The sequence below is a fragment of the Vreelandella titanicae genome (genome assembly GCF_014697095.1).
GTDB classification, from domain to species: Bacteria; Pseudomonadota; Gammaproteobacteria; order Pseudomonadales; family Halomonadaceae; genus Vreelandella; species Vreelandella titanicae.
The window spans coordinates 4901987-4926593 of sequence record NZ_CP059082.1; the positions used below are offsets into that span (position 1 = coordinate 4901987).

The following is a 24607-nucleotide window of genomic DNA, read 5'->3' on the forward strand; positions in this document are numbered from 1 at the left end:
TTTTTTCTTTGAGAGCCCGTTGCTATCGGCTAATACCCACCCTTTCAGGGGCTTACATCATGACTTTTTCGAATCCAAAAAACTCTAGCTTATGTACCTTACTGCCTACCCGCGCCCCGATGCTTCGCGCGACCTGCGATCAAAGAACCAATGACGATGAGCACGCTGGCACTCAATACGGCCACCGTGGCCTCGCCGTATCCCGCCAGGATCAGTAGCACCACCGAAATGAGTGGCGCGCTGTAGGCTAGGGTGCCAAGTAGCTGGATGTTCCCGTGTTTGACGCCATAGTCCCAGGTAAAAAATGCGATTCCAACCGGCCCGAGGCCCAGCCCAACCACGCCTACCCATTGCATCAAGCCATCCGGCCACACCGTCTCTTCCCACAGCATATGGCACCCTAAAGCCAGCAGCGCCGTCACGCCGCAGAACCAACCGACGGCATCGGTTGGCACTGAACGCACCAACCTGCTGAGCACGGAGTAAGAAGACCAAATCAATGCACACGCCAGCGCTACCAGATAACCGGGCAGGTTCTCCCAAGCAAATCCGCCTGCATTTCGGCTGATCAACAACCAACAACCCACCAGCGCCACCAAGGCGCCAACGATAGACTGAGCTCGCATCCTCTCGTCCGGTAATAGGGCAGACAGCAGAACGATCAGTAGCGGCCAGAGGTAAGCCAACAGGCTGACCTCCACCGCCGGTGCTAGCGTCATCGCCTTGAAGTATGCAAAGTGATAACCGAATAACCCGACGATACCGATACACCAGGCAAACGGCGACTGGCGTATATACCGAACGCCCGTATGGCCAGCCAAGACCCAACGTCCACCCATCAACAGAAACGCAATGCCGAAAGTCATGGCCATCAGCTGGAACTCTGGAATATCTCCGCCGGATAGCTTGGTCAGCAAAGCCAAAGTACCCCAAAGCAGAACGGAAATGGATCCGATCCAGGTAGCGGCATTCACGGTTGCCATGTCACTCTCCCCCAAGATTCTCATGCGTTAGCGGTTGCGGGAGAGCGTATCCATGGCATCAATGAGGATCTTTTGAATCCTGGCGGAATTATGTCGAGAGACGGCGGAAGTGACTAGGCGGTTTGCCAAAGTGACGTCTGAAGCGGTCGCTGAAGGCCGATAACGACGAGTAGCCTACCGAATCAGCCACCCGCTGAACGCTGAGGCCTGGCTGTTCCAGAAGCCGCCACGCCTCTTTCATTCGCACTTCTGTGAGGTATTGATGAGGCGTCACGCCAACCTGATGGCGAAAAAGATCGTTCAACTGCCGAATACTCAGATGGGCCACGTTAGCAACCTCTGCCATGGAAATCGGTTGGTGGAAGTGATCATCCAGAAACTGTTGCGCTGCGTGAACCCTGCGATCCAGTTTCAATTGACCTCCATGGCGCTCCTGCAGCAGCTGTATCAGTAACAGCAGCATGTGATGCTGGGTAACGTTCGATCCAGCCCCGCTCATGGCCTGAGCATGTAGGAACTGGACGTAATGGCGCAATGCCGAATCAAGCTCCACGAAACAAGGCAGCTTATCTAGCGCAGGAGCCAGCCCCTCAGGCAAATCAGCCACCAAAAACCGATTATCTTCTGTTGCAGCAAACCCATGGCCGCTTCCTGAAGGGATGATGGCCGCACGGTGCTGTGCCACCTCCCCCGCCATGGAGTCTACTGACAGGAACAGCGTGCCGACCAGTGGCAATACCAGTTGATGATGGTCATGGGAGTGACTTTTCACTTCATCATCATAGGTACGTATGTGCAGGCCGATCTCTGGATATTTCATGACCTTACTCAGCAGTCGTGGGCATATTCACTTCCTTGACCTGATTCCTCCAGCCTTAGGCTGTGCGTTTTTAGGCAACGCTCGCTTGGTGGATGGAGGTGGCATCCAGCGAGAGGATTCTCTTGGCTCGGCGCATATCGATAGTGATGATGCTGTAGTTCAGCAGTCTTGGTAAAGCGTGGGGAAGAAAACCGTCAACAACAATGACAATTTACAGGCTATTTACATGCTGTAAAACGAACTTCACGCGCTCATCAATAGTGTCACGCGGCACTTCCAGCGTTTTGTAACCCCATTGCGAATACCAGCTTTTCATCCCCTCGAATACCTTGAGGGACTCCTCGAACGTTTGATCACGCTCTGAATCTGTACCGTAAATGTCTTCCCATGGCGGCAGAAGAAAAACAACGGGATTATAGGGGAACAGTTGAACATAGTTGGCGATGCCCGCCCGTGACAACGCGCTCTCCGCATCAAGCATGTACAGCGCATCCAGCACCCCACGATCAAAGAACGTGGCCTGCTCGCCAACAGCGACACGCCGGTACTTTTCAATATCGGATTTCAGAATATCCTGAGCGAAAGAGACCGGGTCTGGCCGAGGTGATAGCTCCGCCGCCAACCGTTCCTTGATGATGCTTCGGGCAGACTCCGGTATGACGCGATAGCCCCGTTTCTCTATGGCATCAAGGAGCGTGGTTTTGCCACCACCGGGGCCGCCGGTGAGTACGAATCGATGGTTCATATTATTTCTAATGCTAAAGCGCAGAGGTGACTTTGACGTATCGAAGCAAAGGAACCCGAGTGACGCGACTGGTTAACTGTTCTCAAGCATGTGAGCACGAAACTGCCGCTCCTCTCGCATGACATAGAGGATGATAGCCCGCTGTCATCCTCACGATAAAAACACGACACGGTGGAACCACTAACTCCCTGTATACCGAATCAAGAAGCTCTAGAGGAATCCGCCTGGATTGGGGAAAATCTTCCAAACACTCGGTCTTATCAAAAACTTCTTGGATCAGATAACTTGCGGCAGCAGAATTATCCAGGGCAATGTACTCAGCAAGCGCATCCAGTTCCTGAAGGGCGGGCTCCGTTCAGATTACTTCAGCCATTTACTCTTTTTTCCCTGGCCTCACTCTGGCTGTACGCTCTTCCCTCAAGCACAGCACGCTCTCCGTGTGAGAGCCCTTTAAGCAATTCAAGCCGACGCTGCATAAACTCAGAATCCTGCACATCGACAAGATATGCCGATGGCTTACCATGCTCCGTGATCAGTATCGGCTATTTGGACAGATGCAGGTCAGCCAGAATCTTTGTGGCTTGGCGCTTGAGATTTGTAACAAGCTCAACTTTCATGGGTTCACCCTGAGTCAGGCTCTAATAATGCCACTATAGTATCACTTCTCAGAAGTCGCAGTCCCAGCTAACGCCGCCCAGCATGCGCGACTACGGAATGGAGGCGAAGCCGCAATGCAGTAACCGTAGCTGTGACTGGCATGGTTAGATTCTGTCCTTGTAACTCGGTAAACTTTCAAGATAGCCCCGAAGTCCGATATTGCCCTTGAGAACCTGATTCCGTTTTAGAATAGAGTCTACGTCTGCGAGATCAATAGGATCTTGCTTTCCGTCAGGCCAATTTGCGAAATCATGAATAATGATTGCAGAAGCAGGTTCAATCCCCAGTTGCCTATTGGGTTTCGGCTCGTCTCGGTAATAATTTGGCAATAGCGGGGTCGGCGTTTTTAAACATTCATAGAACCGATGCCGCCAATATTCCTCTTGATCTTCACAAGCGAGCTTATGCTCCTCGCACACAATTAACTGTTTTAGCCGCCTGTACTGTTCAATATGCCGAGCCGACGTTAACCAGTTAAGTCGATTCGATTTCGGCGGCTGAATCTCCTGACCGTTACAGGACAGTGCTTCGTATGCACGTGATAGCGTGAGAGTCGCCTGCTCTAAAAACTGTTGGCTCCCTATGGGTTCGCCAAGAAAAGAAAATGGCTGCTGCTGCCGCTAGGGCTGAACAACCTGCAAATAAGGTAGTAAGTGTAGGCACCCAGTCGATTCCTGTCATACATATTCCAAAAAATCTAATGGTAATGGTAATCGGCGCCGGAGCGCAGCGAAGAATAACCTACGCTTTCACACCCTATACTAAATTAATATATTTTTGATGTAGATCATCTCCTTCGGAACCACAGCGGTACAGGTGAGCGCCGATAGTTAATTCTCCATCCCAGGTATCTGCATTGATAAGTGCGAAATTATTTTTCCCTGCCACAGTATAGAGTTGTTCGAACTCTCCATCATAACCGCTGATCTTAGCTGAGCGCTGCATAGCTATAGTAGCTAGCGAGGGCGCGGGGGAACGTGATATAGCACTGGAGGTTACATTAAATAAATTGGCTTTTGAGTACTTACTAGAGTGCGTAATTCGATATGCACTCGCACAGTGGACATCGCCACTCAGTATGATGATGGGTATTTGATGCTTATCAGAGATTTTCAGTAGCAGGTCTAGAAATTTCTTTCGCTCATCATGGTTCGTTTCGTGTCCCCACTCGTCCATGAAGTCGTCTTTCACGCTACCTACATCAAAGATATTTGCTACCTTCTCATTCCAGTGCACAACAGGTACGGGAGAGATGATGAATACCGCTTTCTTGCTCGCGATTTTTCGTGATGTCATCCATGCTTTAAAACGCTCAAACTGTGCCTTTCCAAGCAACTTATAGGTATCCCGTTCGCAGTCATGGTGTCCTCGCAGATCTAGCGCGTAGAAAGCGAAATCTCCATGCTCGAAGCCATAGTCCCACTGTGTTTCATCCAGGTTTTCCAGGTTCAGCTTGGTTGAGGGGTTATGGGAATGCTGGTATTCCCAGTACACCTGGGAGGCAGCTCGAAACATCAGCATAACTAGCTGATAGTCTTTCTCCGGCTCGTCATCCCGTAACATTCGAGCCAGTTTCTCTTCACGTTCGTTCTGAGTCAGTGAGCCCCAACCATCCATAATCTCATGATCATCCCAAATCATGTATTGAGGAAAACGTCGATAGACCGCTCTTAAATTTTCAAAATTCCAATATACTCTATAATATGTTCGATATAACTTTACGAAATATTCTACTAACCCTTTTTCATCAAGCTTATCACTCGCATCCGAGTATTTATCAATTAATGCTTTTTTATTATCTTTCAACCATCCCCAAACATCTTGAATGTGAGTCTCCTTATTAGTATCACAATAAACTTGGTCTCCACCTCCAACAACAAAATGAGCCTTACGGTCAATTAATACATCATAAAAACTTTCCCAAGCCCCTTCGCTTGAGGGCTTAAAGCTATAGGGATCATGGCATGAATAAAATCCAAACCTCAAACTACTCATCTGTTCAGGAAGAGTACGAAAGCAGTATTTATGATCGCCTCCAAGTTCAACCCTTCTTTCACAAGTCTCATCCCCTATCAAATAATAGTAATATTTCTTATCCGGCAACAAATCATCAAAATTAAAACATGCGAGCAGGCCCTCATCTTCACGAAAAACTTTATTCTTTAGCCCCACCACATACGAGTGTTCTTTATCTATAGCCTCAGGAGATTTACCTGACAAGCTGTATACATCTTCTTTTAACTTCTCCTCACTGACAAGCATCCACCACTTTCCAGCTTTATAAGCTCGCGCCCACAATTTCACTTCTGCGCAAGAGGTATGGCCAACGATAGCCATTGAATTTATTTTTGGCTTTACTGACTCATAGTTATCTGGATCAAGAAGTATAGACATAGCATCACCCTTGTATCTCAATGTTCCCTATTTTTATTTTTAAATTAGCAATCATTGAAATTCCATTTCGATTACCATCCCCAATTCCAACTGAGATTCAAACCAGCTTTAACTTAACCTATTGCCCTACCCATAAGCAAAGGCGAAATTCATACGTATAATCTACTCACCATATTCTATAAATCGCCCTTGCATCTCTCCCTCCTCCTAGAGTCCACCAACGAACAGCTTGACGGGGTGCCGGTGAAATCCGACTGAGCTGGCTCAGGGCGTAGCAACTAATGCTGCCGAGCGCTGATCCCGCTGTACCTGATCCGGCTAATGCGCTGCTGCTTACTTGAGTTGCGGCGCGGGTACCGGCGTAGGGATCAAGCGATGGCCCCGGCGCATCTTCACACCACCCTTCCGCGCCATTTCCTCGATCTTTTCCGCCTGCCCTTCGGGTCATTACCATTAGAGGCAACATGGACTACCGCTTTACTGATCTCTACTGCTTTCCAGAAGGATTGGCACGCCTATATTGAGCACGATGTTGGCCTGTTGCGAAGCGCTGAAACGCTGCCGAAAGCGATGCAAAACTGCTGTTCGCTAACTCCAGAGATCTGTATGTATCAAGTCCTAGGCATTCAAAAAATGTCTCGTTTATTTGCTCTATTTTGCCTAGTTATTTTAAGCACCTAAGTTTGTGCGCTTATTCGAGATATTTAGTGATGCTGCCACTTCTTGCGCTGTAGCCAAAGCATTGCAACGACAGCTTGGCATGGGTCAGGCCCCACTGTTTCAGAGTATTTATAAATCACCCTTGGTCAGAAAGTTTTTCCCTCCTATGGATGGAGACTGGCAGGTAACCATCCGCTCGAACTGGCATTTGGTTTTGCGCCAGACCACAGGGCTATTGGCACTGTAGCGGCAAATTCCCAGGGTAGCTGTGCGTGGCTCGGATCGCTGACGCAAAGGAACGGAGAACGACAATCCTGGTGAGCTTTCGGCCAGCAGCCGCCGTCAAAATGGCGCTCACCGAAACGACACAAAGCTGTTCAAAGTCGTTCGATCAACATATCGATAAAGGCGCGTACAGCGGGGTTGGTGCTACGACTCTGTGGCCATAGCGCAATGATATTATGCCGCTCTACATCGAAGTCGGGCAGGATTGGTACCAGTTCCTCTCGCCTAACCCGCTGGGCAGCCATGAAACTTGCAACCATCCCGATACCTGCACCCGTGGCCATAGCAGCTATGACGGCTTCGCTTGAATCAACGATAACAGGGGAAGATGGCACTATTTCGATCTCCTTCTCGCCGATCCGGAACGGCCAGCGAAACATTTGCCCCGTACTTTGGTAGCGCAAATTGATCGTTTCGTGCCCCACCAGTTCATCTGGATGCTCGGGAGCACCATACCTAGCCAGATAGTCTGGCGAAGCGTAGCAAGAGAGCCTGTAAGGCGAGAGTCGCCTGGACAACAGTGACGAATCCGCAAGGTCACCGATCCGCACTGCAAGATCAATGCTCTCTTCAACCATACCGACGATGTGGTCGCTCAGCCGCAGGTCGATCGTTACCTTCGGGTAGTGTCTTCGAAAATCCGTAATAGCAGGAGCAATCAGATGCAGACCCAGTGGAAGTGATGTCGCAATTCGTAATGTGCCTGCGGGCTCGGAACGAGCGGACTTCACTACCTGCTCTATCTCTTCTGCTTGGCGCAGCAGCTCTAGCACACGCCCATGCAAGTCGCGGCCCTCGGCCGTGAAAGACAGCGAGCGTGTCGTACGAGTGAAAAGAGAGACGCCGAAGTGACGCTCCAACCGCTGGATGCTTTTGCTTATCGCAGAGGGCGAAACAGACAGCGAGCGCGCCGCAGCGGTGTAGCTGCCTAAGGAGCCGGCGCGTGCAAATGCGATAAGCCCTGTGAGGCGTTCCAATCCGATTTGTTCCTTCATGGAATTATTAAAACGAATCTACGCACCATTATCAATGACAAGGAACTTCCTTACTATTTGCCATGTGACTATTCTTGAGTGAGGTTGTGATGAACGACATGATGAAAGCAGTGCAGCTGCATAGTTTCGGTGGCCCAGAGGTCTTGCTTTACGAAGATACGCCCCGACCCGAAGTACAAACCGGTGAAGTGCTTATTCAGGTTAATGCGGCAAGCCTTAACCCACCAGACCTTTACCTGCGCGACGGCTATCGGGCGCTACCTCCAGAATGGCAGCCTAGCCCACATTTCCCGTTGATATTGGGCACTGATGTGTCAGGGGTCGTTGCTGCCATTGGCGACGAGGTTTCCAAAGTCAGCGTAGGTGACCACGTCTTTGCAATGGTGCGTTTTCCCGAAGACCTGATGACGGGCAGCAGCACCTATGCCGAATATGTCAGCGTTCCTGAAAGCCACCTAGCGTTGAAGCCAAAGGGCATTTCTCATGTCGAGGCAACAGGTGCCCCAATGTCACTGCTTACTGTCTGGCAGTTTCTGGTTGATCCTGGTAATGACCTACCCAATCCATTCCAGGCATTTCGGCATGTGCCTGTACCGCTCGAAGGCAAGACCGTCTTGATCAATGGAGCTGGCGGTGGCGTGGGGCATCTAGCGGTTCAAGTCGCCAAATGGAAAGGGGCGCGTGTAATCGCGGTTGCTTCAGGTAAGCATGAAGAGCTTCTTCGCGAGCTGGGTGCTGACGACTTCATTGATTACACCAAGGCAGCCGCCGAAACGGTCGCTCATGATATGGATCTGGTGCTTGACGCTGTGGGTGGCCCGAACATGGAACGCTTCCTCAGCATTATTAAACCAAGCGGCTCGCTCTTTCTGGTCAACCCCTTGGGCTTTTCTGCCAGGAATGAAGCCGACAAGCTAGGGATTACGGTTTCCTCACTACAGGTGCACTCAAACGGAATGCTGCTGGCACAGGCCAGTCGCTTGCTCGACGACCGTACCATTCGGATCGTGATCGACAGTACCTATTCGTTGGCAGAAGCATCGGCTGCGCATCAGAGAGCTATGCAAGGCGGCGTTCAAGGTAAGGTCGTGCTTGTCGTTAAACAGTAACCGGCCAAGCGTTGTTTCTGAGCGCGAACCACTTCTGTCAGAAAATCCATCAAGGCATGAATCCTCACTACGCCTCGTAGATCCGGATGCATCAGAAACCACAAGCCGTATTCCAGCTCGGGGATGGGATCAGTGAGCTGGATAATGTCTGGATCTTCGTCCGCCAAATAACAGGGCAGAACACCCAGCCCCATACCGGAGCTAACAGCGCTGAGTATATTGACCAGAGTATCGACACGGTAGACACAGGCCGCTTTCAGCGCGTTGTTGTCCATCCACGGATCCAATGCTGAGTCCTGCAATCGCGGACCCGCACCAATCCAGGGCTGGCTAGCAAGAACCTCGATGGAAGCTCCTGGTGACAGATTGAGGCTTCGATGTCCGTAGACCGCCTGCCCTATGGCCGTCAGCGGTCGCCCAATCAGATTTTCAGGAGGAGCATTGGACGGGCGGATGGCGACGTCAGCTTCTCTGCGTGTCAGATTGAATAGCTGGTTGGATACGGCGACGTCCAGCACGATGCCTGGATATTTATGCTGAAACTGCGTGAACAGAGGAGAGAGCAGCCCCATCAACAAAGAGTCCGTTGTGGTGAGCCAGATTTCCCCTCTCGGCTCCAAGTCGCGCCCAGCGACTTTACGTTCGGCAGCCAAGGCTGCTTCATCCATGATTCTGGCGGTTTCAGCGAGCTCTTCTCCAGCAAGCGTTGGCCGGTAACCGGTTCGGCTTCTTTCAAAAAGAGAAACACCAAGGCGCTGTTCGATATCACCCAGCCGTCGGAAAACCGTAGCGTGACTGACGCCCAAGGCGCGTGAGGCACCCGATAGCGAACCTGCAGTTGCGATTGCCAGGACGACCTCAAAGTCGTTCCACGCCAGGTGACTTCTTGTTTTCTGTGTCATGGCAGAAGGTTGCCTGAGATTCTTACCTGTTCGTTTTTGCAAAGTTAATAATCACTTTCATGGAATACCTTGCAGCTTAGAACAAGCTTAGCATGCACCTGAACACATGAGATAACCCAATCGCCCCGGGAACAGGGACGATATGATGGAGGTCAGGCGCATGATGAACTCAACAAAAGTGCAGAACTTTCACCACCACGGCTCGTTAGCCCCCTGCTATAACGATGCCGTGCCAGAAGGAAGTGCCGGCAATTTGCTCAAGGGAAGCATCCCTTCCAGATACCGCGATGGGCGGGGAGGCGTCGATCTTGAGCGTGTGCGGCTGGATCAGCAAGAAGCTCGACGACAGGTAATCCAGGCGATGGTACGACGTATCGAAAAGCTATGGCGTCTGCGTTGAGACAACGCATTAGCAAACAAGCTGCCAACACGCGTAACTTTCCAATGGATTCGAATCCGCAAAGCGGCGGAAAACCGAGCGCTGTGCAGTTGATTGTCAAACCTCACTACGTACTATATCCTGTACATAAACAACATCCTGTACAGGAGCAACCTTATGGATGCTATCAGCTACACAGCCGCTAGAACCAATCTAGCAAAAACCATGGAGCAGGTCTGTGAAGACCATTCACCTATGATCATCACCCGAAGCAAGGCGCAATCCGTGGTAATGATCTCTCTCGAAGACTATGAGGCGCTGCAAGAGACAGCCTATCTTCTGCGCGCACCTAAGAACGCCCGCCGTTTGCTGGAATCCGTTGCCGAATTGGAACAAGGTGGTGGTCAGGAGAAGGAACTTCTTGAATGAAACTAATCTTCTCCGAGAGCGCCTGGGAAGACTATCTGTACTGGCAGAAAACCGACAAGAAGATTCTTAACCGAATTAACAAGTTAATCAAAGAGACCAAACGAGAGCCATTTGAAGGGGTCGGCAAACCAGAGCCTCTCAAACACAGTCTCGCCGGTTATTGGTCTCGGCGAATCAACGAAGAACACCGAATGGTTTACAAAGTCACGAATGACGCTTTGCTAATTGCCCAACTCCGGTATCACTACTGATTTAACGCCGCATTAAGGTGTGAGTAACGCTGTCACCTAACTTAAACTATTGCGCCGTAAACACGAAACCCAACCTTGAACTGAGAATGCCAAGCATTGCGATTCACTCTTAAACGCTTTGTTATGACGCTGAGCTTTGAGTCAGTTAATTTAATCGTGTGCCATAACGTTTTGTTAAGGGGTGGGCTTTAGCCCGTCCCAGCGAGCACAGCGAACGGTTTGAACCACTTGTTGGATGGTGCCAATATGACCTCACTATTTATTAGGGAAGTATTCAAGTATCTCATCTTCCGCATCATCAAATAGACCAGTTGAACGCCAGCCTAGGTGTCGATAAAAGCCATATGAACGAGCTTTCGCATCGGATGAACACCCGAGGAAAAGTCGTTCAAACCCGAAAGAGTTGAAAGACTCAATCATTTTATTCAATAGTGCTTTGCCAACACCTTTACTTTCATATTCTGGCAATAGTGCCAAAACAACAATTTCTCCGGTTTCGCTATCACCGAAGCAATAGCCAATAACCTTTCCTTCACTAACACCAACGTAACCAGGTAAGGAGCCATCGCTAATTCCTGCTTTCCAGCTCTCTAAAGTAATACCGAGTTCTTCCAATTGTTCGACAGAGAAAGCGTTTTCTCTCGTCTTTCCTCTCAAGGCAATGCATTCGGCCGCATCGTCAGGTGTTGCCATCCTGTATGCAACTTTCATTAGGAGCTCCATTTTAGTGCTTGGTTGTAGATCTAACGCCGTTCAGCACGCGCGGCTACGAAATGAAGGCGTCGCCGTGACTGACCTGGTTAGGAGTTCTTTAGCCAGCCTTGATCCACGGCGTACTCAACCTTTGAAATAAACCAGTCGTATATTTCTGGGTTTTCCTGCTCTATGAACCCATGCATTTTCAGCACTTGGCTCTTCCGTATGCCATGGTCTCTCCAGGCACGACCCTCGCTCGTTACATTGTGCAGAAAGGGTAATAGACGGTCGATGACTTTGAGAAGCCTTGCTTCCTTAGTTTCCCCAGTCTCTTGCTCTTCCCAGAGCTCTGGAAGAGCTCCGATTGGGTTACCGGGATGAGAAGCCAGTTTCTCGATATATTTACGCTCTTCAATGTGGGCATCATTGCGGTTTGCGCTATAGAGAAATGTATCTCCTGCACCAATCTCACCAAGATCATGCACCAGGGCCAGTTTGAGTAATTTTAAGAGGTCAAAGTCTTCCTGTGACTGCTCTGCAAAAGCCCAGCAAGCCATCGCCAGGTGCCACGAATGTTCTGCTGAGTTCTCAACTCGCTCTCCACCGTTGATGTAGGTTTTGCGGTTTACCGATTTTAACGCATCAAACTGAAGTAAAAATTCCGATATCTGAGTGACTTTTTTGGTCACGTACTTCTCCTAACTCCGTGCACAGCGGCGACCTTGAAATGGTGACGAAGGAGCCCTGGAAAGAGTATCCGGCGGCCGCAGGCCGCGTACTGATGCGAATTGTTATGGCGAACCTGCACTTAATGATTAGCGAAAAGAACTAAAAGCAAGCCAATTGCTCCTGGCAATGCCTGCACAAATAGAATTTTCCGGTTTGCTGTTGCTGCACCGTAGATTCCAGCCACAACAACGCACGCCAAGAAATATAACTTGAAATCGTATCCTGCCGCACCTTGAAAGATACCAACCAAAAGACCGACTGCAATAAAACCGTTATAAAGACCTTGATTCGATGCCAAAACCTTTGTCGTTGCGGCTTGCTCTTTGGAATGACCAAAGACTTTAAGGCCCATCGGCTTATCCCAAAGAAACATCTCCAATATCAAGAAATATCCGTGGAGCAAAGCTACCAATAACACTACCAAATCAGTAATCATTGCCATGTGCACTTACCTACTTTTGATACATAACACCACAATCACGCGCTTGTCGCGTGCATTGCATTGTTAAACCGTTCGTTGGCATGACGTATCGCCAGAAAATTCGAGAGTGAGTCTCAGCATATCTTTATGCTGAACTCCATTTTCAAAGATTGGCTCAGGATAGTTCTTCAAAAAGAAACCCTTATCAATACAGTCCACTCTAAAACCCTGCCTTTGGTAGAAGGCCAGTTGGTAACCGAAAGTACCGGTTCCGACCTCTAGGCCCTTTGCACCTGACTCCTGCATTTTATCGATAACTGTTTCCAAAAGTCGCGTTCCGATGCCACGCTGTTGATGCGATGGAGAAACAGCAATATTCATCAATTCCAATATTCCTGCTCCGATTGGCTTGAGAACACAAGATCCGATCACCTCGTCGTTGGTATATGCAACAAAACACCTTGCCTGATCCAGGTACTCTTTGATGGCCTTTTCAGATGGATCTGCCAAAAGAAGTAGATCTATCGGAACCTCTGAAGGTGGAACTTCGTCTATTCGCAACGGTATTTACACCCCCGAAACTCGGCATTAGGTTTAACTGTGATTATACACCCCGCTGCATAAGCTCAATAAACGTTTCGGCGCGTTCATTGAGCTTATGTAGCCACCAAAATTAACTCTACCCCATTGATTCTTCAGGTAGCAAAGAAAATTTCGGCAGTACACCCAAGATTCGGGTGCTTGCGCGTTTTGGTTAACTCGACAACGCTGTATATAAGCACACATTTTGTAGGGAGCGGCCCCTATGAAACTGATGGAGCGGGTGAAGGCTACCCTCAGAGTCAAACGCTATACGGATTCAATATCTCGACCTGCCCCACTGATCACCATTGTCCATTCGGGAAAGCTGCTCAGGAACGATCAGAATGTAGCTTCCCACCTTTGGCCCAATGCTCATCATCAAAATTTTGAAGGAAGATTGTTACTGCCTCAGGGCTGGTTCCATATGCTTCTGAAAATGCTTCGGTTATACGCTTAACTAAGAGCTCACGTTGCTCTTTAGTCCTGCCTGGAGACTGCTGAACGGTTACGATTGGCATATAGATCTCCTAATAAAATCAAAGATATATATAGGTTTAAATGAGGCACCCTGAGCAACCTTATTCAACCTGACGGCTCTTCCATTGAAGTTCTATCAACTATATCTTGACTCTACTCCACTCTTTCACAACCAAGCAAAGCCTAATTCGGCAGTATCAACCTTACCCTTGCATTTCCCCCACCCGCCTCCTGCACTCCACCAACAAAAAGCTTGACGGGGTGCCAGTGATATCAGGCTGGGATCGCGCAAGGTGAGCATTTTGCTGCCAAGCGCTGATCCCGCTAAACCTGATCCGGCTAATGCACTGCCTGTGCAAGCACCGGAGTAGGGGGTTAAATATCACAGTCAACGCATTCTTATATCTTGTCTGTTACGCCTCAAGGTGATGCCCTTCCAGGCTTCGACAAAGCGCTGCCAACCTGTCGACCGCCTGCATCAACACTTCATCCGGCACTGTCAGCGCCAGCCGAATTAGAGATGTAGCACTCTCGCCAAAGGAAGCGCCCGGCATCACCGCCACACCCTGCTCTTCGAGAAGGCGCCAAGCGAAGGCCTCGCCGTCCATACCTGTTTTGGAGATATCGATCATCAAGAACATGCCGCCCTGGGGCAGGCTTGAAGACAGCATGGGGATTTGGCTGATAGCTTTGTGCAATAGTTTGGCGCGACGTCCCAGCGCTTCGCGCAGACGCTCGGCGGTATCGAAATGCTGGCGCAGGGCTACCTCGGTCATGTCAGCGATAAATGGCTGGTTGCCAAACAACATGGTTTCAGAGATGGGCAGCAAGCGGCGCGAGAACTCCACCGGCCCAATTGACCAACCACTACGGAAACCAGTTGCCGCATGGCTCTTGGAGATCGATGACACCACCACGGTTCGCTCTCGTAGGCTGTCGATTTCCAGCGGTGAGACAAAATCACCGTCGAAAATCAACGCTTCATAAACCTCATCACAGAGAATCCACAAATCGTGCTTGATACACAGCTCGCCCAGCTGCACCAAGGTCTTACGATCCAACACCGCGCCGGTAGGATTGTGCGGAGTATTGAGCATTAGCACCCGACTTTCCGGAGTAATAGCGTCGGCCAGATCATCGGGCTGCATGATAAAACTATTCGCCATACGCAGCGGTACTGGTTGTAAATGCGCACCTGCCGCGCGAATAACCCCTTCATAGGTTGCATAATACGGGTCGCCACTCAACACACCATCGCCTTCACCGACCAGTGCCAGAATGACAGCGAACAATGCAGTTTGGGTGCCGGGAAAACACAGCACGTTCTCTTCGCTGATAGAAGGAAGGCGTGGTGCATAGGTGTCGATAAGCGCATCGACCAATCCCGGTTCACCACGCCCGTTAGAATAGCGCGTTCGCCCCGCCCGCAAAGCATTGATGCAGTATTCGACAAGAGCCGGATCTGTGGTGATATCCGGCTCACCGATGCTCAGCTCAATGACCTCTTTGCCTTTGGCTTGATGCGCTCTGGCGGCATTGTGCACCGCCCATTTGTCACCGCCAAGTTCATAAAGACGGTCGGTAATCGCTGCGTAGCGCATGAATAAATCCCTATTGTGTTGCGGGTTGAGAAGACGATTTGTCGACAGCGACATACTGCATCAGTGTGTTATTGGGCAGCGCTAGAATGCCTTCGGCGGCGCTCAACGCGATCTTAGGTAGCAACGCTGTGTCATATAGGCCGTGACCCAGCCCCCCTTCAAGCCACAGGCCATCAATCAGCGCATTCAGCGCAATAGCGTAGTGTTTACAGGTAACGGGGTCTGCCGGACGCTCCAGCGCTAAAAGTACCGGATGGATCAATGTTTCCAGCAAAGCCAGGAATTCTCGATAGCTTTCGCGGTGGATATCGGAATATTCCGGCTCGGTTCGCACGCGACCAATGAAGGTTGCCCACAGTGCGACCTTTCGAGACGACAGGTTCGGCGAGGTTACGTTAGCGACGATAAAGCGTGCCAAGCGCCGCTCTGGCACTTCGCCCGCTTGCTCAGAAGATTCCTCGGCTTCACCCGTCAGTTGGCCAATCAGGTAGGCATAAGCAGCACTCACCATGGCATCTTTAGAGCCGAAGTAATGCCTAATCAGCCCAGCCGTTACCCCTGCACGTTCGGCCACACGACGCGCGCTGGCACCATTCATTCCGTGCTCAGCAATACAGTGCAGCGTGGCTTCGAGTAAGCTGCGCCGCCGTGCATCCATAGACCAGCGCTGAAATGATTTCCTACTCATAATTCCCTTCGTTTCCGCTAAGAAACATCCGCCTAGGCATTTAATGCCACGTAAATTACTTCACAGGATCTACTTCGCATTGTTTCCAGCACATAAGTTAAGCAACTGAATAACCTTGTGAGATCGATACAAAACCTGCCTCAACAGTCGATCACCAACAGCAACCGACTCACCTTTCGTTGAACATTGATGCTTTGAATCTGACCGTACTTGGCTTACAGTTATACTGTCGTATAACAAGGAACTAATTGCAAGCGCCTGCTAAATGATGAAGATGTTTCCCCTCCGGGAGGCAGATGGGCGCCCCCAGAGACGAGACAATCAATGGCAAACGTACCTGCAATAGAGATCCGTGATCTTCACAAACAATTTGGCTCTCTCAAGGTCCTCAAGGGCATCTCCCTGACCGCACGCCAAGGCGATATCGTCGCCATCATTGGTGGATCAGGCTCGGGAAAGTCCACACTACTTCGCTGCATTAATCTGCTGGAGCACCCTACCTCGGGCGAGATAGCTATCCAGGGTGAACCCTATCGCATGAAGGACGCCCGCCATGGCGGTCTTGAAATCGCAGACCGTCGCCAGGTTCAGCGTATTCGCGCTCACCTCGGCATGGTTTTCCAGAACTTCAACCTGTGGCCACACCGTACGGTTCTGGAAAACGTGATCGAGGTGCCTATTCATGTGTTGGGCATGAAGCGCGACGAGGCCATTCATCGCGCTGAGGAACTACTCAACCGAGTGGGACTTGGCAGCAAGAAAGACATATATCCGGCCGTCATGTCCGGCGGGCAACAGCAGCGCGCAGCGATTGCTCGCGTGTTGGCCGTCGACCCGCTGGCCATGCTGTTCGATGAGCCCACATCAGCACTCGACCCGGAGCTGGTCGGCGAAGTGCTATCCGTGATTCGTGACCTAGCAGCCGAGCATCGCACCATGCTGCTGGTGACTCACGAGATGGCGTTTGCGCGTGATGTGGCCACACATGTGGTGTTCCTGCGAGAGGGCATAATCGAAGAACAGGGCCCTCCTGATCAGATTTTTGGTGACCCTCGCTCACCACATTTGAAGCAATTCATCAGTTCGGTGGCCTGACCGCCACCGATATCCCACCACTCCTGCAGATAATCTGGAAGACAACCCCGAAAACAACAGAGGTAATCCCCATGTTCAAGACATTCACTGCTACCGCCGGCCTTATCGGCCTGAGCATTTTCGCTGCCCCTGTGTTGGCAGATAGCTACAAGATCGGGCTATCCGCAGAGCCTTATCCTCCCTTTTATTCACCAGATGCCAGTGGCAACTGGTCAGGCTGGGAAATCGATTTCATCGAGGAGCTGTGTGACCGCCTGGATGCCAAGTGCGAGATCAAGCCAGTGGCCTGGGAAGGCATCATTCCGGCCCTGAAAACCGGCAAGATTGACATGATCATCGGTTCAATGTCGATCACCCCTGAACGTGCCGAACAAATCGCCTTCTCGAATAAGTATTACTCCAGCCCCACCGGCATCCTGGCGCGCAAGTCCACTGACATAGAGCCTACTCCCGAAGGCCTGGAAGGCGCCTACCTGGGCATTCAGTCGGGCACCAACCAAGAGCAGTATGCACGCAAGCATTTCGCAGATAGCGCCAACCTGAATGTCTATCAAACCCTCAACGAAGAGCTACAGGATCTGGTCGCTGGCCGTATTGATGCCATCGTCGCCGACACCCTGGCGGTACAGACCTTTATCAACTCTGAGACTGGCCAATCCTGCTGCGAATACCGCGGCGAGGTGGCCAGCGACCCTGAACTCATGAGCGAAGGCATGGGAGTAGGCCTGCGCCAGAGTGATACCGAACTTCGCGAACGGGTCAATTCAGCTATCGACGCGATGCGCGCCGATAGCACCTATGAAGAAATTAGCGCCCCTTACTTCGACTTTGATATCTACGGCAGCTAATCCCCATCAGCAAAGGCCGCCCACCCAGGCGGCCTTTGCTTTCCAATTTCACAAGGACAAGCCACTATGACGACTGTCTTCGATTTAAGCTTGTTGGCCTATGAGCCTCCCGGCTGGGGCAAGGTGCTGCTCGTCGGGTTCATGCGCTCGATCCAGCTGGCGGCGGGTGGCTATTTGCTGGGTATCCTGATCGGCATCGCAGGTGCCGCTGGCAAACTGTACGGCAATAAGGTCGTTCGCGACCTGTTTGAAATCTACACTGTGGTCATTCGTGCCGTGCCCGAATTGGTGCTGATGCTGCTGTTCTACTATGTCGGCAGCGATCTTTTAAGCCGTGCTTCAACCGCCATGGGGTTTGACAGCGTCGATATCGACGGCCTGACCGCCGGGATTCTGGTAATAGGCTTGGTACAGGGCGGCTATGCGACCGAAGTCTTTCGCGGGGCCATTCTCGCCGTCCCCCGCGGGCAGACCGAGGCGGCCCACGCCTTTGGCATGTCGCCCGCCCAGGTGCTCCGTCGGGTCACGCTGCCAGCAATGACACCACATGCCCTGCCCGGCATGGCCAACCTGTGGATGATTGCCACTAAAGACACCGCCCTGCTTGCCGTCATCGGCTTCAGCGAGCTCACACTGGTCACCCGGCAGGCCGCTGGCGCTACGCAGCATTACATTATGTTCTTTCTGGCCGCGGGCGTGCTGTATCTGGCGCTAACGCTGATATCAAACGTGGCCTTGCGCCGCTTCGAACGCTACGCACGGCGTGGTCTTGTCTCCACACGCTGAACTCAAGGAATGCCTGTGTCTGACCCTCAAACTCTGGCGTCGCTTACCCGACCGTCGCGAACGCCCACGTTAACCAAACTGCCGGGCCTATTTGAGCCTCACCGTATTATCCTGCTTTTGATATTCATCGTCGGTCTGGTGGCCGCGATTCAACTGATGGACTGGAGCTGGCTACCCCGCTACTTGCCCAAGCTCTGGGAAGGCCTGCAGATGACTTTGATCATGCTGGTATCCAGCGTGGTGGTGGGCTTTCTGATTGCTTTGCCTTTAGGGCTTGCGCAAGTCAAAGGAGCGTGGCCGCTGCGATGGCTAGCCACCGGCTTCTGCACCGTCATCCGTGGCACGCCACTGCTACTGCAGCTATGGCTGTTCTATTTCGGGCTGGGAGCGCTGTTCGGCCAGTTCCCGGAAATCCGCGACTCCTGGGCCTGGGACTACCTGCGCCAGGCTTGGCCCTATGGTTTTATTGCCCTCACGGTGTCATTTGCCGCCTATCAGGGTGAGGTTATGCGCGGTGCCTTTGCCGGTGTACCGCATGGCGAGCTGGAAGCCGCCAAGGCTTTCGGCATGTCGCGTCGCAAGGTTTTTAGCCGTGTCTGGTTTCCGCGTGCTGTTCATCGTGCTCTACCAACGCTGACGGGCGAGATCATCCTGCAACTGAAATCCACACCGCTTGTTGCCACCATCACCGTGATGGACTTGTATGCCGTAATCACCCAAGTGCGCCAGACCACTTACCTGACTTACGAACCGTTACTCTTCCTGGTCGCCGTCTACCTCTGCCTGAGCGGCGTCTTGATCGTTGGGCTGCGCTGGCTGGAAAACCGCGTACCACAACACTAATGGTCACGGGCCTGTGCGAGCATCACGTTTGTCAACGCTAATTCAGGACGTGGCACAACCAAAAAGGGGCCGTCCAGTGGCCCCCTTTTGCTTGTGTAGATATTCGTATAGTTCTGATACTGGCTTGCTTGCCGTGCTGGCAACCGCGCCGATTTAGTCTTTATAGCTTGGATCCAGCGCCTCAAGCGTGCGCAGGTGCGCGGCCCATTCGAGTTCAAGATCGCCGTCTTCATGAATAGTCTGGTCGTATTGGCGCGCCACGTGGCGCGCCACCTCTTCTGGCACCAGCCGTAAGGGCTGGCCAGTAGACTGCGCCGCCACCTGTAGCTCACAGGCACGCTCAAGATAAAACATATTGTTGAACATCTCTGCAGCCGACGCACCGGTCGTCAGCAGGCCATGGTTACGCAACACCAATGCCGGGTTGTCGCCAAGGCTTGCCACTATTCGCTCACGCTCAGCCAGGTCCAGGGCAATGCCTTCATAATCGTGGTAAGACACCCGTTCGTGAAACTGCAGCGCAATCTGGTTAAGCCGTGTTTCAAGGCCCGACTCCAGCGACGACACCGCCACGCCAGCGCGCGTGTGAGTATGCATCACCCAGGCCGCATGGTGGCTAGCAGTATGAATCGCGGAATGGATGGTGAAACCAGCCGGATTCACTTGTTCTGGGCTGTTATCAATCTTATGGCCATCAACGTCAATCTTCACCAGCGAAGAAGCCGTAATCTCCTCCCAACGCCAACCGTAAGGGTTGATCAGGAAACGTCCCTTCTCACCAGGCACCCGCGCGGTAATATGGGTGTAGATCAGATCCGTCATGCGATAGTGGGCGGCCAGACGATAGCAGGCTGCCAGCGCGATGCGGGTTTCTTGTTCGGCGTTGCTCTTCGTGGTGCGTTGAGGCTTATCGAGACTCATCAGGTGTTCCTTTGCAGCAAAGTGATTGTCATGCAACGTGTTTAGCGTTTACGTCAGTAACCGCGCGCCCGATCAACGCCCATGGCAAGCGGCTGCCCATCGCGAAGGGCGCGGGCGGTGTCGACAACCTGCCCTGCGACCACCTCTGGCAACGAATCACTAGCAATGTGTGGCGTGATGCGTAGGCACTCATGCTGCCAGAAGGGATGATCCGCAGGCAGCGGCTCTGCACGGAACACATCCAGGCTCGCCCCACCCAAATGGCCGTGTTCGAGCGCTAGGAGAAGATCGTACTCGACCAAGTGCTCACCCCGACCGATCTGCACCAACCAAGCGTCTTTGGCGAGCTTCGCGAACAGCGCCTTGTTAAGCACGTTTTCAGTGGTAGCCGTCAGTGGCAGCACATTGATCAGATAATCGGCGCCATCCGCTGCCGCCATGACAGCCCCGTCACCTGTCAGATAGGTCACGCCTTCAACCGGGGCTTGTGGCTCGCTGCGGCAGGCTACGTGTATAGAAAAGCCAAGCGCGGCCACCGCTTTCACCACGGCGCGCCCCATGGTGCCGTGTCCCAGCACCGCCACCTTTCTTGATGCTGGCGCGCGCATCGTCAATGGCGCCCAATGCGCCTTGGCAGCATTTTGCTCCAGGGTGGTGAACTCACGCTCACGATGGAGCACCTCATGCGCGGCAAAACCCGCCATCAAGTCGGCCTGATGTGGATCCCGCACCCGGGCGATATGTACTTCATCGCTCAGGCCAGGATGCGCCAGCAGGGCATCAACACCGGCACCGATAGACATCGCCAGCTCAAGATTAGGATAGCTCTCGAAAGCCTCGTCATTGGGCAACCAGCAGATCGCAAAACGCACATCTTCGGGGTTATCGATCTCATGGGGATGGCGCAGGACGACATCACTCGCTTCATCGCGCAAGGCGTTACCATAAATGGCATCAAGGTCGAGCGAATCACTGAGATAGACGCCTAAAATCGAGTTCGTGTTGGTCATGCAACTTCCTACGGTTCACATTCGAAATAGCAGTGGCTGTAAAACAGCCACTTGTTACTCAACTGTATAATAATTCACGTACCGATGCCATGAAACGCCATTACAGCACCTAAACTCTCATCGCTGTAATGATGCTAATAAATTGTTTCCCGATAACTTTCCATGTCATACACCCTTGCATCTCCCTCACCCGCCTCCTACACTCCACCAACGAACAGCTTGACGGGGTGCCGGTGAAATCCGGCTGAGATGGCGCAGGGCGTAGCAATTAATGCTGCCGAGCGCTGATCCCGCAGAACCTGATCCGGCTAATGCGCTGCTACTTACACAAGTTCGCAGCGAGGGTACCGGCGTAGGGATCAAGCGATGGCCACGGCTGCTCTCTCACGATCGCACGCCGCCCTTCTGCGCCACTCCCTCGATCTTTTTCGCCCGCCCTCCGGATCATTACCACCGGAGGAGTCATGGGCTACCGCTTTACTGATCTCACTACCACTTGCCAGAAAGATTGGCGCGCCTATATTGAGCACGATTTTGTGCGCCAGCTAGGCACCGCCACGCTGCCCGAAGCGTCGTTTCGCCACTATTTAAAGCAGGACTACCTGTTTTTGATTCACTTCGCCCGCGCCTATGCGCTGGCTGCCTACAAAAGCCCCACCCTCGCCGATCTTCGCCAAGCCCATGAAGGCTTAAAAGCCATTGTGGATGTGGAGCTGGGCCTGCATGTGGGCTTTTGTCAGGAGTGGGGGATTTCCGAGCAAGAACTGGAGGAGCTTCCCGAAGCCAGAGCGACGCTTGCCTACACCCGCTATGTGTTAGATACCGGCAACCGCGGCGACCTGCTGGATTTGCACGTGGCGTTGGCCCCCTGCCTGGTGGGCTACGGCGAAATCGCCAACTGGCTAAACGCCCAGCCTTCCACCCTGCGCGGCGCGCAAAACCCTTACGACGCCTGGATAGCCATGTACGAAGGCGAGGAGTTTCAGGCCGCCATGCAGGCGGAGCTTGAATGGCTGAATATCCGCCTTGCCGACATTACCCCCGCCCGCTTTGCCGAACTGAGCAAGATCTTCCGCGACGCCACCCGCCTGGAAATCGACTTCTGGCAGATGGGCCTAGAGCTGATAGACCAAGACCTCACCCACTAATTCAGCAAAACAACACAAGGAAACAACCGTAATGACTAAGACCGTAACAAGCAAAACCAGCCACTTTTTAGCCGAAACCGCCCAGGTCGATGCCGCCGCCATTGCGCCGCTGCCCGGCTCACGTAAGGTATATATCGAAGGTTCGCGCCCGGATATCCGTGTGCCGTTCCGGGAAATTTCACTGTCGCCGACCAAAACCACCGGCATTGATGAAGAGAACCCGCCACTGCTGGTGTACGACACTTCAGGCCCCTATAGCGATCCGGATGCTAACAATGACCTGCGCCGCGGTCTGCCGGAACTACGCCGAGCCTGGATTGAAGAGCGTGACGATACCGAATTTCTATCAGGCCCCACGTCTGATTACGGCAACCGCCGCGCCAACGACCCGACGCTTGCCCAGCTGCGCTTTGATCTAACCCGCACACCACGCCGAGCAAAACCGGGCAAGAACGTGACCCAGCTGCACTACGCCCGCCAGGGCATTATCACCCCGGAAATGGAGTTTATCGCCTTGCGCGAAAACCAGCGCCGTCAAGCGCTAGGTACCGCTGAAGTAGAGCGCATTCTGGGCCATCAGCACAAAGGCCAGAGCTTTGGCGCCAGCCTGCCGGAAGAAATCACCCCTGAGTTTGTGCGTGATGAAGTCGCCAGAGGGCGGGCGATTATTCCCAATAACATCAACCACCCAGAAAGCGAGCCGATGATTATTGGCCGTAATTTCCTGGTCAAAATTAACGGTAATCTGGGTAACTCAGCGGTGACTTCTTCTATCGAAGAGGAGGTGGATAAGATGACCTGGGGCATCCGCTGGGGTGCGGACACCATTATGGATCTCTCCACTGGGCAGAACATCCACGAAACCCGCGAGTGGATTTTGCGCAACTCTCCGGTGCCGATTGGCACAGTGCCTATCTATCAGGCGCTGGAAAAGGTCAAAGGCGTGGCCGAAGACCTCACCTGGGAAGTCTTCCGCGATACGCTGATCGAGCAGGCCGAACAGGGCGTGGACTACTTCACCATTCACGCGGGCGTACTGCTGCGCTATGTACCGCTCACCGCCAAGCGGGTCACCGGCATTGTCAGCCGCGGCGGCTCGATCATGGCCAAATGGTGTTTGTACCATCACCAGGAGAGCTTCTTGTACACCCACTTCGAGGAGATCTGCGAGATCTGCAAGCAGTACGATGTGGCGTTCTCCCTCGGTGATGGCCTGCGTCCTGGCTCAGTGGCCGATGCCAATGACGAAGCACAGATGGCGGAGCTAAAAACCTTGGGCGAGCTGACCCATATTGCCTGGAAGCACGATGTGCAGGTGATGATCGAAGGCCCCGGCCACGTGCCCATGCACCTGGTGAAAGAGAACATGGATAAGCAGTTGGAATACTGCGACGAAGCGCCCTTCTATACCTTAGGCCCGCTGGTAACCGATATAGCCCCCGGCTACGACCACATTACCTCGGGCATTGGGGCGGCGATGATCGGCTGGTTTGGCTGCGCCATGCTCTGCTACGTCACCCCCAAAGAGCACCTGGGCCTGCCCAATAAAGACGACGTCAAAACCGGCATCATTACCTACAAGATTGCTGCCCACGCGGCGGATCTCGCCAAGGGCCACCCGGCAGCGCAGCGGCGGGATAATGCACTCTCTAAGGCACGCTTCGAGTTCCGCTGGGAAGACCAGTTCAACCTGGGGCTAGACCCGGATACTGCTCGGGAGTACCACGACGAAACCCTGCCCAAAGACTCCGCCAAGGTGGCACATTTCTGCTCCATGTGCGGACCAAAGTTCTGCTCCATGAAGATCAGCCAGGAAGTACGTGACTATGCCAACGAACATGGTCTAAACGGCGATCAGGAAGCGGTGATGAAAGGCATGGAAGAGCAGGCAGAGAAGTTTCGCAACAAAGGCAGTGAGCTGTATCAGGAAGTTTAAAATAGCGACTTACTGAACAGCATTGTGACTATATGTGGCCCTTGAGTCTTAGCAAAACTCAAGGGTCACATTAATATCTAATCGCCACAGGCCAGCCACTGAATTTGCTCTAAGAGTATTTAAAAGTAATTACCGTCCAAGTAGATTAATTATACATTGCTCGTGTATGATTCTCATTTGCGCAGCGCTCTGTTCATAGCGTTTTATTTAAAACCAA

28 protein-coding genes, 1 pseudogene and 1 riboswitch are annotated in these 24607 nt (G+C 52.4%); of the genes and pseudogenes, 12 read left to right on the forward strand and 17 right to left on the reverse strand.

The window, feature by feature from the left end:
* Positions 1-98 precede the first annotated feature (98 nt).
* Both yddG and HZS52_RS22650 read right to left on the reverse strand, forming a co-directional pair.
* Complete coding sequence (yddG, locus tag HZS52_RS22645) at positions 99-983, reverse strand: aromatic amino acid exporter YddG (protein ID WP_223827997.1); 885 nt, start codon at positions 981-983, stop codon at positions 99-101.
* Between the two features lie 88 nt (positions 984-1071).
* A complete protein-coding gene (locus tag HZS52_RS22650) occupies positions 1072-1803 on the reverse strand; it encodes an AraC family transcriptional regulator (RefSeq protein WP_190373749.1) in 732 nt (243 codons plus the stop codon).
* Between HZS52_RS22650 and HZS52_RS22655 the strand changes: the two genes are divergently transcribed.
* The gene (locus HZS52_RS22655) at positions 1802-1978 is read left to right on the forward strand and encodes a hypothetical protein (protein WP_155705713.1); all 177 of its coding nucleotides are present in this window, start codon (positions 1802-1804) and stop codon (positions 1976-1978) included. The genes HZS52_RS22650 and HZS52_RS22655 overlap by 2 nt on opposite strands.
* A gap of 36 nt (positions 1979-2014) precedes the next feature.
* Here the strand turns inward: HZS52_RS22655 and HZS52_RS22660 are convergent, their stop codons facing one another.
* The 4 genes and pseudogenes from HZS52_RS22660 to HZS52_RS22675 all read right to left on the reverse strand — a co-directional run bounded on the left by HZS52_RS22660 (position 2015) and on the right by HZS52_RS22675 (position 5599).
* Positions 2015-2548 (reverse strand): AAA family ATPase, encoded by a 534-nt coding sequence (locus HZS52_RS22660; protein ID WP_190373750.1) that lies wholly within the window; start codon positions 2546-2548, stop codon positions 2015-2017.
* 82 nt (positions 2549-2630) lie between these two features.
* Entirely contained in the window at positions 2631-2882 is a 252-nt protein-coding gene (locus HZS52_RS22665) for a type II toxin-antitoxin system RelE/ParE family toxin (protein ID WP_223828151.1), read from the reverse strand.
* A gap of 26 nt (positions 2883-2908) precedes the next feature.
* Positions 2909-3165 (reverse strand): annotated as a pseudogene (locus tag HZS52_RS22670) (type II toxin-antitoxin system Phd/YefM family antitoxin).
* 796 nt (positions 3166-3961) lie between these two features.
* Complete coding sequence (locus HZS52_RS22675) at positions 3962-5599, reverse strand: alkaline phosphatase D family protein (protein ID WP_190373751.1); 1638 nt, start codon at positions 5597-5599, stop codon at positions 3962-3964.
* Positions 5600-5974: 375 nt separating this feature from the next.
* Between HZS52_RS22675 and HZS52_RS22680 the strand changes: the two genes are divergently transcribed.
* Positions 5975-6280, forward strand: coding sequence for a hypothetical protein (locus HZS52_RS22680; protein ID WP_190373752.1), 306 nt, complete (start codon positions 5975-5977; stop codon positions 6278-6280).
* 356 nt (positions 6281-6636) lie between these two features.
* Here the strand turns inward: HZS52_RS22680 and HZS52_RS22685 are convergent, their stop codons facing one another.
* Entirely contained in the window at positions 6637-7521 is an 885-nt protein-coding gene (locus HZS52_RS22685; RefSeq protein ID WP_223827998.1) for a LysR family transcriptional regulator, read from the reverse strand.
* Between the two features lie 107 nt (positions 7522-7628).
* On the opposite strand from HZS52_RS22685, the gene HZS52_RS22690 reads away from it, so the two are divergent.
* The gene (locus HZS52_RS22690; protein ID WP_190373754.1) at positions 7629-8648 is read left to right on the forward strand and encodes an NADP-dependent oxidoreductase; all 1020 of its coding nucleotides are present in this window, start codon (positions 7629-7631) and stop codon (positions 8646-8648) included.
* Here the strand turns inward: HZS52_RS22690 and HZS52_RS22695 are convergent.
* The gene (locus HZS52_RS22695) at positions 8615-9550 is read right to left on the reverse strand and encodes a LysR family transcriptional regulator (RefSeq protein ID WP_190373755.1); all 936 of its coding nucleotides are present in this window, start codon (positions 9548-9550) and stop codon (positions 8615-8617) included. The genes HZS52_RS22690 and HZS52_RS22695 overlap by 34 nt on opposite strands.
* A gap of 160 nt (positions 9551-9710) precedes the next feature.
* Between HZS52_RS22695 and HZS52_RS22700 the strand changes: the two genes are divergently transcribed.
* From HZS52_RS22700 to HZS52_RS22710, 3 genes are all read left to right on the forward strand, one after another.
* Positions 9711-9950 (forward strand): hypothetical protein, encoded by a 240-nt coding sequence (locus tag HZS52_RS22700; RefSeq protein WP_053856851.1) that lies wholly within the window; start codon positions 9711-9713, stop codon positions 9948-9950.
* A 156-nt stretch (positions 9951-10106) separates the two neighbouring features.
* The gene (locus tag HZS52_RS22705; RefSeq protein ID WP_022520613.1) at positions 10107-10358 is read left to right on the forward strand and encodes a type II toxin-antitoxin system Phd/YefM family antitoxin; all 252 of its coding nucleotides are present in this window, start codon (positions 10107-10109) and stop codon (positions 10356-10358) included.
* Entirely contained in the window at positions 10355-10609 is a 255-nt protein-coding gene (locus HZS52_RS22710) for a Txe/YoeB family addiction module toxin (protein WP_190373756.1), read from the forward strand. The genes HZS52_RS22705 and HZS52_RS22710 overlap by 4 nt, the downstream gene beginning before the upstream one ends.
* Before the next feature lie 255 nt (positions 10610-10864).
* Here the strand turns inward: HZS52_RS22710 and HZS52_RS22715 are convergent, their stop codons facing one another.
* The 7 genes from HZS52_RS22715 to HZS52_RS22745 form a co-directional block, all read right to left on the reverse strand.
* Complete coding sequence (locus HZS52_RS22715) at positions 10865-11320, reverse strand: GNAT family N-acetyltransferase (RefSeq protein WP_190373757.1); 456 nt, start codon at positions 11318-11320, stop codon at positions 10865-10867.
* Between the two features lie 89 nt (positions 11321-11409).
* A complete protein-coding gene (locus tag HZS52_RS22720) occupies positions 11410-11994 on the reverse strand; it encodes an HD domain-containing protein (RefSeq protein ID WP_027959861.1) in 585 nt (194 codons plus the stop codon).
* 119 nt (positions 11995-12113) lie between these two features.
* The gene (locus HZS52_RS22725; protein ID WP_027959862.1) at positions 12114-12476 is read right to left on the reverse strand and encodes a DUF1304 domain-containing protein; all 363 of its coding nucleotides are present in this window, start codon (positions 12474-12476) and stop codon (positions 12114-12116) included.
* A 63-nt stretch (positions 12477-12539) separates the two neighbouring features.
* A complete protein-coding gene (locus HZS52_RS22730) occupies positions 12540-12965 on the reverse strand; it encodes a GNAT family N-acetyltransferase (RefSeq protein ID WP_223827999.1) in 426 nt (141 codons plus the stop codon).
* Positions 12966-13366: 401 nt separating this feature from the next.
* On the reverse strand, positions 13367-13555 hold the full coding sequence (locus HZS52_RS22735) for a 2-hydroxymuconate tautomerase (RefSeq protein ID WP_022520619.1): 189 nt from the start codon (positions 13553-13555) through the stop codon (positions 13367-13369).
* A 372-nt stretch (positions 13556-13927) separates the two neighbouring features.
* Positions 13928-15115 (reverse strand): pyridoxal phosphate-dependent aminotransferase, encoded by a 1188-nt coding sequence (locus tag HZS52_RS22740; protein WP_190373758.1) that lies wholly within the window; start codon positions 15113-15115, stop codon positions 13928-13930.
* A 10-nt stretch (positions 15116-15125) separates the two neighbouring features.
* Positions 15126-15803 (reverse strand): TetR family transcriptional regulator C-terminal domain-containing protein, encoded by a 678-nt coding sequence (locus tag HZS52_RS22745; RefSeq protein ID WP_022520621.1) that lies wholly within the window; start codon positions 15801-15803, stop codon positions 15126-15128.
* A gap of 324 nt (positions 15804-16127) precedes the next feature.
* Here HZS52_RS22745 and HZS52_RS22750 point away from each other — a divergent pair, with 324 nt between their 5' ends.
* The 4 genes from HZS52_RS22750 to HZS52_RS22765 all read left to right on the forward strand — a co-directional run bounded on the left by HZS52_RS22750 (position 16128) and on the right by HZS52_RS22765 (position 19375).
* On the forward strand, positions 16128-16898 hold the full coding sequence (locus HZS52_RS22750; protein WP_022520622.1) for an ABC transporter ATP-binding protein: 771 nt from the start codon (positions 16128-16130) through the stop codon (positions 16896-16898).
* A 71-nt stretch (positions 16899-16969) separates the two neighbouring features.
* A complete protein-coding gene (locus HZS52_RS22755; protein WP_190373759.1) occupies positions 16970-17746 on the forward strand; it encodes a transporter substrate-binding domain-containing protein in 777 nt (258 codons plus the stop codon).
* Positions 17747-17812: 66 nt separating this feature from the next.
* Positions 17813-18532: an ABC transporter permease gene (locus HZS52_RS22760; RefSeq protein ID WP_159176311.1), complete on the forward strand. Its 720-nt coding sequence runs from the start codon at positions 17813-17815 to the stop codon at positions 18530-18532.
* A 9-nt stretch (positions 18533-18541) separates the two neighbouring features.
* Positions 18542-19375 carry an ABC transporter permease gene (locus HZS52_RS22765; RefSeq protein ID WP_190373760.1) on the forward strand — a complete coding sequence of 278 codons (834 nt, stop codon included), beginning with the start codon at positions 18542-18544 and terminating at the stop codon, positions 19373-19375.
* Between the two features lie 153 nt (positions 19376-19528).
* Here HZS52_RS22765 and HZS52_RS22770 read toward each other — a convergent pair whose 3' ends face one another.
* Together HZS52_RS22770 and HZS52_RS22775 are read right to left on the reverse strand one after the other, a co-directional pair.
* Complete coding sequence (locus HZS52_RS22770; RefSeq protein ID WP_190373761.1) at positions 19529-20296, reverse strand: class II aldolase/adducin family protein; 768 nt, start codon at positions 20294-20296, stop codon at positions 19529-19531.
* Between the two features lie 53 nt (positions 20297-20349).
* Entirely contained in the window at positions 20350-21306 is a 957-nt protein-coding gene (locus tag HZS52_RS22775; RefSeq protein ID WP_159176308.1) for an NAD(P)-dependent oxidoreductase, read from the reverse strand.
* A 213-nt stretch (positions 21307-21519) separates the two neighbouring features.
* Positions 21520-21682: riboswitch (TPP riboswitch) on the forward strand.
* Positions 21683-21770: 88 nt separating this feature from the next.
* On the opposite strand from HZS52_RS22775, the gene tenA reads away from it, so the two are divergent.
* Both tenA and thiC read left to right on the forward strand, forming a co-directional pair.
* Complete coding sequence (gene tenA, locus HZS52_RS22780) at positions 21771-22454, forward strand: thiaminase II (RefSeq protein ID WP_190373762.1); 684 nt, start codon at positions 21771-21773, stop codon at positions 22452-22454.
* Positions 22455-22485: 31 nt separating this feature from the next.
* Positions 22486-24390 (forward strand): phosphomethylpyrimidine synthase ThiC, encoded by a 1905-nt coding sequence (gene thiC / locus HZS52_RS22785; RefSeq protein ID WP_009287210.1) that lies wholly within the window; start codon positions 22486-22488, stop codon positions 24388-24390.
* The last annotated feature ends 217 nt before the right edge of the window (positions 24391-24607 follow it).

What these genes read in the sequence shown, in the direction of transcription:
- HZS52_RS22710 (WP_190373756.1), top strand. Translation starts at nt 10,355, where the DNA reads ATGAAACTAATCTTCTCCGAGAGCGCCTGGGAAGACTATCTGTACTGG.
- HZS52_RS22660 (WP_190373750.1), bottom strand. Translation starts at nt 2,548, where the DNA reads ATGAACCATCGATTCGTACTCACCGGCGGCCCCGGTGGTGGCAAAACC.
- HZS52_RS22745 (WP_022520621.1), bottom strand. Translation starts at nt 15,803, where the DNA reads ATGAGTAGGAAATCATTTCAGCGCTGGTCTATGGATGCACGGCGGCGC.
- HZS52_RS22650 (WP_190373749.1), bottom strand. Translation starts at nt 1,803, where the DNA reads ATGAAATATCCAGAGATCGGCCTGCACATACGTACCTATGATGATGAA.
- HZS52_RS22675 (WP_190373751.1), bottom strand. Translation starts at nt 5,599, where the DNA reads ATGTCTATACTTCTTGATCCAGATAACTATGAGTCAGTAAAGCCAAAA.
- HZS52_RS22715 (WP_190373757.1), bottom strand. Translation starts at nt 11,320, where the DNA reads ATGAAAGTTGCATACAGGATGGCAACACCTGACGATGCGGCCGAATGC.
- HZS52_RS22680 (WP_190373752.1), top strand. Translation starts at nt 5,975, where the DNA reads ATGGCCCCGGCGCATCTTCACACCACCCTTCCGCGCCATTTCCTCGAT.
- HZS52_RS22755 (WP_190373759.1), top strand. Translation starts at nt 16,970, where the DNA reads ATGTTCAAGACATTCACTGCTACCGCCGGCCTTATCGGCCTGAGCATT.
- HZS52_RS22700 (WP_053856851.1), top strand. Translation starts at nt 9,711, where the DNA reads ATGATGAACTCAACAAAAGTGCAGAACTTTCACCACCACGGCTCGTTA.
- HZS52_RS22655 (WP_155705713.1), top strand. Translation starts at nt 1,802, where the DNA reads ATGACCTTACTCAGCAGTCGTGGGCATATTCACTTCCTTGACCTGATT.
- HZS52_RS22740 (WP_190373758.1), bottom strand. Translation starts at nt 15,115, where the DNA reads ATGCGCTACGCAGCGATTACCGACCGTCTTTATGAACTTGGCGGTGAC.
- tenA (WP_190373762.1), top strand. Translation starts at nt 21,771, where the DNA reads ATGGGCTACCGCTTTACTGATCTCACTACCACTTGCCAGAAAGATTGG.
- HZS52_RS22705 (WP_022520613.1), top strand. Translation starts at nt 10,107, where the DNA reads ATGGATGCTATCAGCTACACAGCCGCTAGAACCAATCTAGCAAAAACC.
- HZS52_RS22765 (WP_190373760.1), top strand. Translation starts at nt 18,542, where the DNA reads ATGCCTGTGTCTGACCCTCAAACTCTGGCGTCGCTTACCCGACCGTCG.
- HZS52_RS22775 (WP_159176308.1), bottom strand. Translation starts at nt 21,306, where the DNA reads ATGACCAACACGAACTCGATTTTAGGCGTCTATCTCAGTGATTCGCTC.
- HZS52_RS22695 (WP_190373755.1), bottom strand. Translation starts at nt 9,550, where the DNA reads ATGACACAGAAAACAAGAAGTCACCTGGCGTGGAACGACTTTGAGGTC.
- HZS52_RS22750 (WP_022520622.1), top strand. Translation starts at nt 16,128, where the DNA reads ATGGCAAACGTACCTGCAATAGAGATCCGTGATCTTCACAAACAATTT.
- HZS52_RS22735 (WP_022520619.1), bottom strand. Translation starts at nt 13,555, where the DNA reads ATGCCAATCGTAACCGTTCAGCAGTCTCCAGGCAGGACTAAAGAGCAA.
- thiC (WP_009287210.1), top strand. Translation starts at nt 22,486, where the DNA reads ATGACTAAGACCGTAACAAGCAAAACCAGCCACTTTTTAGCCGAAACC.
- HZS52_RS22690 (WP_190373754.1), top strand. Translation starts at nt 7,629, where the DNA reads ATGAACGACATGATGAAAGCAGTGCAGCTGCATAGTTTCGGTGGCCCA.
- HZS52_RS22760 (WP_159176311.1), top strand. Translation starts at nt 17,813, where the DNA reads ATGACGACTGTCTTCGATTTAAGCTTGTTGGCCTATGAGCCTCCCGGC.
- HZS52_RS22725 (WP_027959862.1), bottom strand. Translation starts at nt 12,476, where the DNA reads ATGGCAATGATTACTGATTTGGTAGTGTTATTGGTAGCTTTGCTCCAC.
- yddG (WP_223827997.1), bottom strand. Translation starts at nt 983, where the DNA reads ATGGCAACCGTGAATGCCGCTACCTGGATCGGATCCATTTCCGTTCTG.
- HZS52_RS22770 (WP_190373761.1), bottom strand. Translation starts at nt 20,296, where the DNA reads ATGAGTCTCGATAAGCCTCAACGCACCACGAAGAGCAACGCCGAACAA.